The sequence below is a fragment of the Mycobacterium sp. 852002-51971_SCH5477799-a genome (assembly GCF_001667145.1).
GTDB lineage: Bacteria > Actinomycetota > Actinomycetes > Mycobacteriales > Mycobacteriaceae > Mycobacterium.
The window spans coordinates 68,540-80,934 of record NZ_LZIF01000086.1 but is presented as its reverse complement, the minus strand read 5'-3'; the positions used below and the strand labels follow the sequence as shown (position 1 = coordinate 80,934).

Genomic DNA, 12,395 nt, shown 5'->3' with positions numbered 1-12,395 from the left:
GATCGTGTCGAGCGTGATTATGCCAGGTCAACCACTGTCTTCCCAAAACACGGGGACGCCCCTTGGCATTCCCGCCGCGTGGGTGGCTTGCATGAGACGTAAAGCATGGCGGTCCCACGCGGCCTGTCGTGTGCGTGGTTTACGCGTCGGGCGGCCGGCGGACGGGCTAGTCGTTGTCCATCGCCCCGGGCGTCGTCTTGGACACCTGGACCAGGAACTCGTAGTTGTTCTTCGTCTTGCGCAGCTGCGACATCAGCAGGTCGATGGCCTGATGCGAATCCAGGCCCGACAGCACGCGGCGCAGCTTGTGCACGATGCCGAACTCGTCCGGCGACAGCAGCAGCTCGTCCTTGCGGGTACCCGACGGGTTCACATCGACCGCCGGGAAGACGCGCCGCTCGGAGATCTTGCGATCCAGCTTGAGCTCGGCGTTACCGGTGCCCTTGAACTCCTCGAAGATGACCGTGTCACCGGTGGACCCCGTCTCGACCATCGCGGTGGCGATGATGGTCAGCGATCCGCCTTCCTCGATGTTGCGCGCGGCACCCAGGAACCGTTTCGGCGGGTACAGCGCGGTGGAGTCGACACCACCGGACAGGATCCGGCCCGACGCCGGCGACGCGTTGTTGTAGGCGCGCCCGAGGCGGGTGATCGAGTCCAGCAGAACGACGACGTCCTTGCCCTGCTCAACCAGGCGCTTGGCGCGCTCAATGGCAAGCTCGGCGACCGCCGTGTGGTCGGTCGGCGGCCGGTCGAAGGTGGAGGCGATGACCTCACCTTTGACCGAGCGGGTCATGTCGGTGACCTCTTCGGGCCGCTCATCGACGAGCACGACCATGAGGTGGCATTCCGGGTTGTTCCTGGTAATCGCGTTGGCGATGTCCTGCAGGATCGTGGTCTTACCGGCCTTGGGCGGCGACACGATCAGCGCACGCTGGCCCTTGCCGATCGGCATGATCAGGTCGATGACCCGCGTGGTCAGCCGGTCGCTGGTGGTTTCCAGGCGAAGCCGCTGGTTGGGGTACAACGGCGTCAGCTTGGAAAAATCGGGGCGCTTCTTGGCGTCCTCGACCGAGCCGCCGTTGACGCTGTCCAGGCGCACTAACGGGTTGAACTTCTGCCGCTGGTTGGGCTGTTCGCCGTCCTTCGGCACGCGGACCGCGCCAGTGACGGCGTCACCACGGCGAAGGCCGTTCTTGCGCACCATGTTCATCGACACATAGACGTCGTGCGGGCCGGCCAAATAACCGGAGGTGCGCACGAACGCGTAATTGTCGAGCACGTCGAGGATGCCGGCCACCGGCTGAACGACGTCGTCCTCGCGCAGCTCGGCGTCGCCACCCTCACCGGATCGCTCACCCCGGCGACGCCGGTCACGGTCGCGGAACCGGCGTCCCCGCCGGCCCTGACGGCCCTCACCGTCGTCGTCCTGCTGGTTCGAACCGCCGCGGCCCTGCTGGCCGCCGCCCGAGTTTTGCTCCTGGTCGTTGCCGCCGTCTTGGCCGCGGCCGTCATTCTGGTTGTCGTGTTTGGCTTTCTCGCGGCGGTCGGCCTCACCGGTGGCGGCGCCCTCACGGCTGCCTGAGCCTTCGCGGTCGGCGTCGTCGTTGCCGCGGCCCGATGAACCCGCATCGCGGGAAGCGCCGCGTCGTTCGCGACGGGGAGCCTCGGTCGTCGCACCGTTCTGGTCGCGCTCGGCCGCCGGCGCTTCGGCGCTGTCGTCGTTCTTGTCGGTGTCTTGGTTGTCCGACTTGCCGCTGTCCTCAGTGGACTTGGTGCCGTTGGCGGGAACGCCGTTGGCCTGGCCCTGGACTTCCTTGATCGCGGCGATCAGTTCGTTCTTACGCATACCCGACGTCCCTTTGACGCCAACTTGATTGGCCAGCGCGCGCAGCTCGGGCAGCACCATCGTGGACAGTGCACCGCCCGAGGCGTTGGGTTTCGCGTCTGGAGTGGCTGTGGTCACGGCATTCGGAAGTTGATTGGCGTCAGTGTTTTCGCCAGCCGTGAACAGGTCCGTATCAGTCACGGATTTCCTTTCTTCCCCCGGTGATCAGGTCATACGGGGGGTTCGTTGCATTCAGGCAAATTGCCGAGTGCGCCCAATCATCGACATTGCAACGGTGATCGCCTGGATCGGCGGAGTAAGCGGCGAACCTCGTCCACAAGAATTGGTGTTGTCCTAGCGGCAAGGCAGTATGGATGCAGATGCAGATGCTGCGATTGCTGGACGGCTCCGAGGATAGCCCCCATCCCTGCTGGAAGCAAGCAAACCCTCCGGCCGCGCCAGGGATCAGCCGACGACAGTGACTCCCGGGCTCCAGCGAGCTGGTTCGCCAGCGGTCATTTCGGTGATGGTGAATCCGATCGTGGCCCCGTAGTCCATCACTTCCGAGGGCAACTCCGGCGCCGTGGTCAGCGCAATCAGCGAAGGTCCTGCCCCCGAAAGCGTCGTCGCGATGTTATGACGCCGCAGCAGGTGCAAATATTCCGCGGAGGCCGGCATGGCCGGTGCGCGCTCCGACTGGTGCAACACGTCTTCGGTGGCCGCCATGAGCAGGTCCGGGCGCTCAGTGAGCGCTACCACCAGCAACGCGGCGCGGCTGACGTTGAACCGCGCCTCCTCGTGGCTGATCTGCTCGCGCAGCAGCACACGGGTGTCGGCGGTCAGTGAGCGTTCCTCGGGAATCGCGGAGTACAGGTGGATGTCGGGGTGCAGCCGCAGCGGCACCGCCGCGTACCGCGGGTGAGTACCACTGCGGTCAGCCCACGCCACGACGGCACCGCCCAACACGGCGGCCGCCGCGTTGTCGGGATGACCCTCGAACTCCGAAGACAGCTGGATCAGTTGAGCATCGCTGAGCGGCGTCCAATCTGTCTGTGCGACAAGGCCATTCGCGGCGGCCAGGCCACCGACCACCGCCGCTGCGGAGGAGCCGAGGCCACGCGAATGTGGGATGGCGTTGCGGCAACGCACCACCAGGCCCGGTGCACCGACCCCCACGGCGCGCAGCCCGCAGTCCACGGCACGGACCACCAGGTGTTCGGGGCCTACCGGCAGCTGGCCCGCACCCTCACCCTCGACCAGCACAACCAGCCCGGATTCCGTTGTCTCGACGATGATTTCGTCGTAAAGGCTCAACGCCAAACCGAGGGTGTCAAAGCCGGGGCCAAGGTTGGCGCTGGACGCCGACACCACGGCGCTGGCCACTAACCCGACAGGCAGCATCGGGGTCATCAACGGCCTTTCGCGCTTGCGATCGCCACGGGGCTCAACGCGTGCCGACCCGCTGCGCCCGGCTCCGCCGCGCTTGCGATCGCCACGGGGCTCAACGCGTGCCGACCCGCTGCGCCCGGCTTCGCCGCGCTTGCGATCGCCACTAGGCCAGCCCCAGCTTCTCGACCACCAGTACCGGGTCCACCGGCAGCGGCGTCACGGTCGGCATATCCCGCAGCGCGGTGTCGGGATCCTTGAGGCCGTTGCCGGTCACGGTGCACACGACCGTCGATCCGCGGGCCACCCACCCGTCGTCAACGGCCTTGAGCAGGCCGGCGATGCTGGCCGCCGAGGCGGGCTCGACGAACACGCCTTCGGACTCGGCCACCAGGTGATAAGCGACCAGGATCTCGTCGTCGGTTGCGGCCAAGAAGCGGCCATTCGATTGCCGCTGCGCGTCAACGGCCGCCGTCCACGACGCCGGCGCGCCGATGCGGATCGCGGTGGCGATCGTCTCCGGGTTCTTGACCGGGGCGCCGCGCACCAACGGAGCCGCGCCGGCCGCCTGAGTGCCTAGCATGCGCGGCAGTTTCTCGATCAGGCCCTCGTGGTGATACTCGGTGTATCCCTTCCAGTACGCGGTGATGTTTCCGGCGTTGCCCACGGGCAAGGCATGCACATCGGGCGCGGTGCCCAGCGCGTCGACGATCTCGAACGCCGCCGTCTTCTGGCCTTCGATGCGCACCGGGTTGACGGAGTTGACCAGGGCGATCGTCGGGAAGTCGGCGGCCATCTTGCGGGCCAGCTCCAGGCAATCGTCGAAGTTGCCGTCGATCTGAATGATCTTGGCGCCGTGCATAACCGCCTGCGCCAGCTTGCCCATCGCGATCTTGCCCTGCGGGATCAGCACCGCGCAGGTGATCCCGGCACGCGCCGCATATGCCGCCGCCGAGGCCGAAGTGTTTCCGGTCGACGCGCACAGCACCACCTGCTGGCCACGGGCCAGCGCGTCGGTGACTGCCATTGTCATGCCCCGGTCTTTGAATGAGCCGGTGGGATTGAGGCCTTCGACCTTGAGATGGACCGTGCAGCCAGTCTTTTCCGAGAGCCGGGCAGCCGCGATCAACGGGGTGCCGCCCTCGAGCAGGGTGACCGGGGTCCAGTCGTCACCGACCGGCAACCGGTCCCGGTAGGCCTCGATGAGACCTGGCCACGGCTGATGGACGGCGGTGCGCGGGGCGCTCATAGGGTGGTCCCTTCCAATCGCAGCACGCTGGTCACGCTCTGCACGGCGTCCAAATCGGCCAGCGCATCGACGGTTTCAGACAGCGCGGCGTCCGTGGCGGTGTGGGTGACGACGACGATGCGAGCCCCCACCCGTCGTCCGTCTTCGTCCGCGACGCCTTCCTGGCGGACCTCGGCGATGCTCACCTCGCGCTTGGCGAATTCTGCTGCCACCGAGGACAACACGCCGGGCTTGTCGGCGACGTTCATGCTGACGTAGTAGCGCGTAGAGATGAAACCCATTGGAGCCACCGGCAGTTGGGCGTACCGGGATTCCTTCGGTCCGCGGCTGCCCAGCACCCGGTTACGCGCCGCCATCACCATGTCACCGGCCACTGCGGACGCGGTCGGCGCGCCGCCGGCACCCTGGCCGTAGAACATCAACCGGCCCGAGGCCTTGCCCTCGACCACCACCGCGTTGAAGGCGCCGTTCACCGTGGCCAGCGGGTGCGACAACGGCACCAGTGCCGGATAGACGCGGGCCGAAACGCGCTGTTGTCCCGAGTCGGTTGTGATGCGCTCGCAGATGGACAGCAGCTTGATGGTGCAGCCCAGGGCTTTGGCCGACTCGAAGTCGGCCGGGGTGACTTTGGTGATGCCTTCGCGGTAGACGTCGTCGGCGGTCACCCGGGTGTGAAAGGCGATGGACGCCAAAATCGCGGCCTTGGCCGCGGCATCGTAACCCTCGACGTCGGCGGTGGGGTCGGCCTCGGCGTAACCCAGCGCGCTGGCTTCGGCCAGCGCGGTGTCGTAGTCGGCACCGGTCTCGTCCATCGCGGACAAGATGTAGTTCGTGGTGCCGTTGACGATTCCGGCCACCCGCAACACGGTGTCACCGGCCAACGACTGTGTCAGCGGACGGATAACGGGGATGGCACCGGCGACGGCCGCCTCGAAATACAAGTCCACATGCGCACTTTCGGCCGCCTGCGCCAACTCGCCGGTGGAGGTGGCCAACAGCGCCTTATTCGCCGTGACGACCGACTTACCGTGCTCGAGGGCACACAGGATGGCCTTGCGGGCGGGCTCCACCGGCCCCATCAGTTCCACGACGATGTCGACATCCTCGCGCGCGGCGAGTTCCTCGATGTCATCGGTGAGCAACTCGACGGGGACACCGCGGCCCTCGGCGACGCGGCGTACTCCTACGCCGCGCAGCACCACGGGTGCGCCGACACGAGCGGTGAGGTCGTCAGCGCTGTCCTCGATGATCCGGACCACTTCGCTGCCGACGTTGCCCAACCCGAGTACCGCTACACCGACCGGCTTTTCGTCACGGGGCACAGTTCACCTCACTTCCAGACTCAATAGATCGTCGACCGTCTCACGACGCAGGACCAGACGCGCGCGCCCGTCGCGCACCGCCACGACCGCGGGACGGCAGATCATGTTGTAACGACTCGACAGGGAATAACAGTAAGCACCGGTGGCGGCCACCCCGATCAGGTCGCCCGGTCGCAGGTCTCCCGGGACCCAGGTATCGCGCACCACGATATCGCCGCTCTCGCAATGCTTTCCGACGATACGGGCCAGTTCGGCCGGCGCATCGCTGAGCCGTGAGACCAGGCGGGCGTCGTACTGCGCGTCATAGAGTGCGGTGCGGATGTTGTCGCTCATGCCGCCGTCGACGCTGACGTAGCGCCGGTTCGCAGTGGCGCTCACGTCGACATCCTTGACCGTGCCCACCTCGTAGAGCGTGATGGTGCCGGGACCGGCGATAGCGCGTCCCGGCTCCACCACCAGTCGCGGGGTCGGCAGCCCAACGGCCGCCGACTCGTTGCGCACGATCTCGCTCAGCTTGGCGGCCAGCTCGCCCATCGGCGGCGGATCGTCGGCGGCGAGATAGGAAATGCCCAGTCCGCCACCTAAATCCACGGTGGAAATCTGCGCGGCTTTCTCGACACCGAATTGTTCGACGGCTTGATGCAGCAGGCCGATGACCCGGTGCGCGGCGAGTTCGAAGCCGGCGACGTCGAAGATCTGCGAACCGATATGGCTGTGCAGGCCCACCAGCCGTAGGTGCTGCGTTTCGAATACCCTCCCCACGGCGTCCAAAGCCGCACCGCTCGCCAACGACAACCCGAACTTCTGATCCTCGTGCGCGGTGGAGATGAACTCATGGGTGTGCGCCTCGACACCGACCGTGAGGCGAACGAAGACATCCTGAACGATGCCCGCCTCGGCCGCGATGGCATCGAGGCGCTCGATCTCAACCATCGAGTCCAACACGACATGGCCGACACCGGCTTTTACCGCTGCCGTCAGCTCGGCAACGGATTTGTTGTTGCCGTGGAATGTGATTCGCTCCGGCGGGAAGTCAGCGTGCAGCGCGACGGCCAGCTCGCCTCCGGTGCACACGTCGAGTGACAGGCCTTCTTCGTCGATCCAGCGCGCTATTTCGCTGCACAGAAACGCCTTGGCGGCATAGTGGACGTTCTCGCCGCCTCCGAAGGCCGACGCGATTTCCCGGCAGCGGGAACGGAAATCGTCCTCGTCGACGACGAACAGTGGGGTGCCGTACTCCTGGGCGAGGTCGGTCACCGCCACCCCCGCGACGCTGGCGACTCCGGCTTCGTCGCGAGCGACGTTGCGGGGCCATACGTTCGGCGCCAGCAGCAGCAGCTCCTCGGGGGATTGCGGGCGCAGCGGGCTTTCGGCGTGGCGGGTCTCTTCGGCGTGCCGAGGACCGGCGGGGTGGACGTTCACATTCGCTCCGGAGCGGTGACGCCCAGTATGGCCAGTCCGTTGGCGATCACCTGGCGGGTCGCCTGGCACAGCGCCAGGCGCGCGGTGTGCAGATCGGTCGGTTGCTCGTCGCCTTGCGGCAACACCCGGCATGAGTCGTAGAACCGGTGGTAGTCGCCGGCGAGGTCTTCCAAGTACCGGCATACCCGGTGGGGCTCGCGCAGCGTTGCCGCCGTGCCGAGCACCCGCGGGAATTCGCCGATGGTGCGCAGCAGCGTCCCTTCCTTCTCATGGCCGAGCAGCTCGAGGTGACCGGTGTCGGGGACCAGGCCGAGTTCGGCAGCGTTGCGGGCCAGCGCCGAAAGCCGGGCATGCGCGTATTGCACGTAATAGACCGGGTTTTCATTCGACGCCGAAGACCACAGCGCCAGGTCGATGTCGATAGGGGTGTCCACCGAGGAACGGATCAGGCTGTAGCGCGCGGCATCGACGCCGATTGCCTCGACGAGGTCGTCCAGCGTGATCACCGTTCCGGCCCGCTTGCTCATCCGGACCGGCTGGCCGTCGCGGACCAGGTTGACCATCTGCCCGATGAGCACCTCGACGGTGGCGGGGTCGTCGCCGAAGGCCGCCGCCACGGCCTTGAGCCGCGCGATGTATCCGTGGTGGTCGGCCCCCAGCATGTAGATGGCCAGGTCGAAGCCGCGCTGCCGCTTGTCCAGGTAGTAGGCGATGTCGCCCGCGATATAGGCCGGCTTGCCGTCGCTTTTGATAACCACGCGGTCCTTGTCATCACCAAAGGCGCTGGTGCGCAACCACGTTGCGCCGTCCTTCTCGTAGATGTTGCCCGTCTCGCGCAGCCTGGCGATGGCTTGGTCGACCCGACCACTGGTGTGCATCGAGTCTTCGTGGGTGTAGATGTCGAAGTCGGTGCCGAACTCGTGCAACGACTCTTTGATGTGGCTGAACATCAGATCGACGCCGATTTCGCGGAAGGTCTCCCGCATCTCGCTGTCGGGAAGGCTCAACGCGTCTGGCGCCTTTTGCAGGACCTGGGCGGCTATGTCGTTGATGTAGGCGCCGGCATAACCGCCTTCCGGGGTGGGCTCGCCCTTGGCGGCCGCGATCAATGAGCTGGCGAACCGGTCGATCTGGGCGCCGTGATCGTTGAAATAGTATTCGCGGACCACCTCGGCGCCCTGGGTGGACAACAGCCGGCCCAACGCGTCGCCGACGGCGGCCCACCGGGTCCCGCCGATGTGGATCGGCCCGGTCGGGTTGGCCGACACGAATTCCAAGTTGATGTGGCGGCCGGCCAGCGCGTCGGAGTGGCCGAAGCGGTCGGCGCCGTCGATGACGTTGGTGACGACGACGGCTTGCGCCGATGCCTCGAGGCGCAGATTGATGAAGCCGGGCCCGGCGACCTCCGCCGACGCGATGCCGGCGGCCTGCGATAGCGCCTCGGCGAGCCATCCGGCCAGTTCGCGGGGGTTTGCGCCAACCTTTTTGCCCACCTGAAGCGCCAGGTTGCTGGCGTAATCGCCGTGCTCGGGAATGCGGGGGCGCTCCACCGTGACCGTCTGCGGCAGCGAGGCAGCATCCAGCCCGCGCTCGGCCAGCACCGCGGCGGCGGTGGTCTTGAGCAGCTCGGCGAGGTCAGCGGGGGTCACGAACGTTCATCCTATTGGCTGGGGTGCCCCCGCCTCGAATCCATTGCGGTGGCAGGGCGAGAACTTCAATGCGTTAGTCTGTCCGTGCTTGTTCGAAAGCCCCATGGCGCAACAGGTATGTCGGTGCGCCCCCGTAGCTCAGGGGATAGAGCGTCTGCCTCCGGAGCAGAAGGCCGCAGGTTCGAATCCTGCCGGGGGCACTTCCTGACCAGCACAGGTACGCGTCCGCGCGAGATTCACCCGACTTAGCGCCGTGGCCGCCCGATTGTGATCACAGCTCGTCTCCGGCTCTTTTCGGCCAGCGTATTCGGCAGCAAATGATCGATCCGGATTTCATAAGCGCAATCCTGCCAACGCCTCTGGCACGTTCCCACCGTCATTTGCGGATATTCGCATAGCTCCCGCTATGGCGTGAATGTCTACGCGTAATGCCCACGGCCGATTTGAACAGCGACCATTGCCGCTTGGCAGGTTTGGGTTCGTCGGCGATATCGCCCGGACCGTAGCGATCGGGTGTGCAAGGGAAGAATTTCACCTGACTGTGGAGAAGTACTGGCTCCGCCCAATGGTTCCTGTCGACCTTCTCGATAAACCGTTGAGCGGCAGTCAAGTCTTCCATGACCTCTACCACACGCTCGTTGCGAATATTGGTGTGCTCGACGGCCCATACCTCCGTGGGCCACTCCGTCGCAAACAACACCGTCATGGCGTTGGGCCGATCGCCACTGACTCAGCTCGTAGCCTCGCCGACTCGTCCGGATTGCTGTCCAGAGGTGATTGGCATGCCTTGTCGTAGCAAGTCGAAGTTGTCGGGACGCCGAAGAAATTCAGCATAAGCAGAGTAGGCATCTCCTGGTGCGGATAGCCAGATGCTATGGACGCCGCAGAAATCACGGTCGCGAACCCCATAGCCCCCGTCATCGCCATTTTCGTAACGTTCATTCGCTAACTGTAAGGACATCGATCGCCAGACTCGCTGGTCGTGTTTTTTTCGTGACTTATTCGGAATGCTTCTTAGACACACGTATAAGCGGCTGTAAAGAAAGCCGATTCGGCGACGGTCGTCTCAGCTTCGTACCAGCACGAACGCTTCAATGCGTCGATCTTTGGCCCGCACTTCGTACTTTCGCCAGCCGGGATACAGCTCTACGCCTCTGGCCCAGATTTCGTCGCGCTCACTTGGCGTCGCGAGCCGCGCGGTGGCATGCCAGGTAACGCGTCCGATGGTGACCGTCGCTTCCGGGTTTGCCTTCAGATTGTGGTACCAGGCCGGATGCTTGCTGCCACCGAAGTTGGAGGCAATGAGGCTCACGCCGTCTGGATGCGGGATGCCATACACCGCGACGGTGCGTGGTTCACCGGATTTGGCGCCGGTGGTGGTCAGCATCACCACGGGGATTCCCGTCGCGACCGCGGCGAAGCTGCTGCGGCCACCGGTGGTTTTGGTGATGAGCCGGTCGAGGTGGTGAGCGGTCGGGCGAAGGAGCGCCGCACCTACGGTGGTGGAGGCGAAGCGGCGCATCGTCCGATGAAAGGCATTCGCATCGTCAAACGATCGCGCAGGCATGGTGCCATTGTGGTCCGCACGCACATCTTGAACAAGCAATTGGAAAACCCACCCCACGCGTCACAAAGGTCGTTAAGCTGCTGGTCGTGGGCGTGAGAGTGTTCGCTAACGGCCGCTGGCGATGGCTGGCGATCGCGGCCTCGCTCGTCGTCTCCGCCGCGATGATCCACGCGCAGGGCCCCAAGCCGCGGTGCTGCGTCGAGGCCCCGGCGGCGGCTCCCACCACCAGTGCAGCGGCGGCTCCGCCACCCGCCAGCGCGCCGCGCGCTGCCGGCCCGGCGGAAGTGGAAGCGTTGACGGCGATGGCGCCGCCTGCCCCTTCGGCCGGCCAGCAATTTCAGCTCCCATTGCCCCGCGGCGTCGCGTCCGAGGAACGGTTGCAGGTCAAGACCATTTGGGCGGCCCGCGTCATCAGCGTGCTCTTCCCCCAGATCAAGACCATCGGCGGATACCGCGAGGACCCGTTGCCGTGGCATCCCAACGGGCTGGCGATCGACGTGATGATCCCGAATTTCCATAGCCCCGAAGGCATCGAGCTCGGCAACCAGATCGCCGGCTACGCGTTGGCGAACGCGAAACGATGGGGCATCAACCACGTGATCTGGCGCCAGAAGATCTATCCGGGCGTCGGCGGGGGCAACTGGATGGCGGACCTGGGCTCAGAGACCGCCGACCATTACGACCATGTTCACATCGCCACCGGCGGCGGTGGCTACCCGACCGGGCACGAAACCTATTACATCGCCTCGATGACCCCTACGCCGCGGGACTGATCGATGCGTCCCCGTTACGCCGTCCCGGCGGCGAACGCGGCCACCGGCATTTCGACGCTTCCCTGGCAAGGACCGCTGCTGATGTCTGTGTGCCATGAGCCGCGTAGTGACCCATCGGGCTGCGGTGCGTAAAAGGCCCACGAGCTCGCCGGTGCCCACGCCTTCGAAACACCTTCGCCCATATAGCAATCCCATTGAAAGTCGAAGCGCTCGACCCACTTGGCTCCGTCCCAGGTGTAGTGCGAAGGCTGGGGCAGCGTCGGATTCTTCGGCGTGGGCCCGTTGGTCGCAGTGGCCACGCACTGGCCAGACGCACATGCGGTGGTGAAGACGTAATCCGCGCTGAAGGTCGGTTCGGCTTGTTTGGCCGCGACGCTGGTGCCGGATTTGCTAACCGCATACCTCACCAGCGAGTATTTGCCGTTCCACGATGGTGATGTGGCATTCGCACACATGCCGGGTGCGCCGACGACCGACGCGAGGACGGCGGCAGCCACCGCAACTACCCGAAACCTCGGCCGCATTGCGTCAATGGTGGGCGTTTGATGACGCGGTGTGATCTCGACGCGGACACGATCGCGGTCTTGTCGGGGATCTATCACTTTCGCAGCAGGAACAATCCGTAGGCGGCAATCGACTGAGCGTCGGCGATGACGCCCTCGCGAATCATCTGCTCGACCTCGTCACCCGAAAACCAGGCACTGCGCATGTCCTGCTCCTCGTGCTCGCGGTCGGCTTCTCCCTCGGAGATACCCGTGGCCAAGAAGACCCAGCCGCGTTGACTGGTCATTCCCGGTGCGACGTCGAGTTGGCCGAGCGCTTCGAATGACGTTGCGCGCAATCCGGTTTCCTCACGTAATTCGCGTGCGGCCAGCTCGGCCGGTTCGGCGTGGGCCAGATCGGGAGCGGTGCCTTGCGGAAACTCCCAGCGCCGCTCATCGAGGGGATAGCGAAACTGCTCGACCAGCCGGAAGCGCTGCCCGTCGTAGGGCATGACGAGCGCGTAGGCCGGCTTGTCGACGACGCTGTAGATGCCCACGCTGCCGTCGGCGCGACGGATGTCATCCTCTCGCAGCACCATCCACGGGTTCCGATAGATCTCGCGGCTCGCGAGGCGTTCGATGAAAGTCACGACGCCAGTATCGCCCCGAGTACCACAACTCATACGGTGGCGACATCGAGGAGTAGCGTCCGAAGCT

At 65.5% G+C, this 12,395-nt stretch carries 11 protein-coding genes and 1 tRNA gene; 2 read left to right on the top strand and 10 right to left on the bottom strand.

What is annotated here, in order from left to right; genetic code table 11:
- Nucleotides 1-166 precede the first annotated feature (166 nt).
- From rho to argS, 6 genes are all read right to left on the bottom strand, one after another.
- Complete coding sequence (rho, locus tag A5753_RS12015) at nt 167-1,966, bottom strand: transcription termination factor Rho (RefSeq protein WP_369829312.1); 1,800 nt, start codon at nt 1,964-1,966, stop codon at nt 167-169.
- Nucleotides 1,967-2,293: 327 nt separating this feature from the next.
- Nucleotides 2,294-3,238: a homoserine kinase gene (thrB, locus tag A5753_RS12010; protein WP_231990063.1), complete on the bottom strand. Its 945-nt coding sequence runs from the start codon at nt 3,236-3,238 to the stop codon at nt 2,294-2,296.
- Nucleotides 3,239-3,380: 142 nt separating this feature from the next.
- Nucleotides 3,381-4,463: a threonine synthase gene (thrC, locus tag A5753_RS12005; RefSeq protein ID WP_067127639.1), complete on the bottom strand. Its 1,083-nt coding sequence runs from the start codon at nt 4,461-4,463 to the stop codon at nt 3,381-3,383.
- Complete coding sequence (locus tag A5753_RS12000; RefSeq protein WP_067127636.1) at nt 4,460-5,785, bottom strand: homoserine dehydrogenase; 1,326 nt, start codon at nt 5,783-5,785, stop codon at nt 4,460-4,462. The genes thrC and A5753_RS12000 overlap by 4 nt, the downstream gene beginning before the upstream one ends.
- A 3-nt stretch (nt 5,786-5,788) precedes the next feature.
- Nucleotides 5,789-7,207 carry a diaminopimelate decarboxylase gene (gene lysA / locus A5753_RS11995; RefSeq protein WP_067127633.1) on the bottom strand — a complete coding sequence of 473 codons (1,419 nt, stop codon included), beginning with the start codon at nt 7,205-7,207 and terminating at the stop codon, nt 5,789-5,791.
- Nucleotides 7,204-8,856, bottom strand: a complete 1,653-nt coding sequence (gene argS / locus A5753_RS11990) for an arginine--tRNA ligase (RefSeq protein ID WP_067127630.1) — start codon at nt 8,854-8,856, stop codon at nt 7,204-7,206. Before argS ends, lysA begins: the two co-directional genes overlap by 4 nt.
- A gap of 127 nt (nt 8,857-8,983) precedes the next feature.
- Here argS and A5753_RS11985 point away from each other — a divergent pair.
- A tRNA-Arg gene (locus tag A5753_RS11985) sits at nt 8,984-9,056 on the top strand.
- A gap of 176 nt (nt 9,057-9,232) precedes the next feature.
- On the opposite strand, the gene A5753_RS11980 is transcribed toward A5753_RS11985, so the two are convergent.
- Together A5753_RS11980 and A5753_RS11975 are read right to left on the bottom strand one after the other, a co-directional pair.
- Nucleotides 9,233-9,562 (bottom strand): hypothetical protein, encoded by a 330-nt coding sequence (locus tag A5753_RS11980; RefSeq protein ID WP_067127627.1) that lies wholly within the window; start codon nt 9,560-9,562, stop codon nt 9,233-9,235.
- Nucleotides 9,563-9,922: 360 nt separating this feature from the next.
- A complete protein-coding gene (locus tag A5753_RS11975; protein WP_067128038.1) occupies nt 9,923-10,423 on the bottom strand; it encodes a nitroreductase family deazaflavin-dependent oxidoreductase in 501 nt (166 codons plus the stop codon).
- Between the two features lie 86 nt (nt 10,424-10,509).
- Here A5753_RS11975 and A5753_RS11970 point away from each other — a divergent pair, with 86 nt between their 5' ends.
- Nucleotides 10,510-11,196, top strand: a complete 687-nt coding sequence (locus tag A5753_RS11970; protein WP_067127624.1) for a glycoside hydrolase — start codon at nt 10,510-10,512, stop codon at nt 11,194-11,196.
- Between the two features lie 14 nt (nt 11,197-11,210).
- Here the strand turns inward: A5753_RS11970 and A5753_RS11965 are convergent, their stop codons facing one another.
- Nucleotides 11,211-11,651 (bottom strand): hypothetical protein, encoded by a 441-nt coding sequence (locus A5753_RS11965; RefSeq protein WP_082971294.1) that lies wholly within the window; start codon nt 11,649-11,651, stop codon nt 11,211-11,213.
- Nucleotides 11,652-11,794: 143 nt separating this feature from the next.
- On the bottom strand, nt 11,795-12,361 hold the full coding sequence (locus A5753_RS11960; RefSeq protein ID WP_197694671.1) for an NUDIX hydrolase: 567 nt from the start codon (nt 12,359-12,361) through the stop codon (nt 11,795-11,797).
- Between the last annotated feature and the right edge of the window lie 34 nt (nt 12,362-12,395).

Bases quoted from the DNA above. Each gene is read 5' to 3' on its own strand.
- thrB (WP_231990063.1), bottom strand. From the start codon at position 3,238: ATGACCCCGATGCTGCCTGTCGGGTTAGTGGCCAGCGCCGTGGTGTCG.
- A5753_RS11975 (WP_067128038.1), bottom strand. From the start codon at position 10,423: ATGCCTGCGCGATCGTTTGACGATGCGAATGCCTTTCATCGGACGATG.
- A5753_RS11980 (WP_067127627.1), bottom strand. From the start codon at position 9,562: ATGACGGTGTTGTTTGCGACGGAGTGGCCCACGGAGGTATGGGCCGTC.
- thrC (WP_067127639.1), bottom strand. From the start codon at position 4,463: ATGAGCGCCCCGCGCACCGCCGTCCATCAGCCGTGGCCAGGTCTCATC.
- A5753_RS11960 (WP_197694671.1), bottom strand. From the start codon at position 12,361: ATGAGTTGTGGTACTCGGGGCGATACTGGCGTCGTGACTTTCATCGAA.
- A5753_RS11965 (WP_082971294.1), bottom strand. From the start codon at position 11,651: ATGTGTGCGAATGCCACATCACCATCGTGGAACGGCAAATACTCGCTG.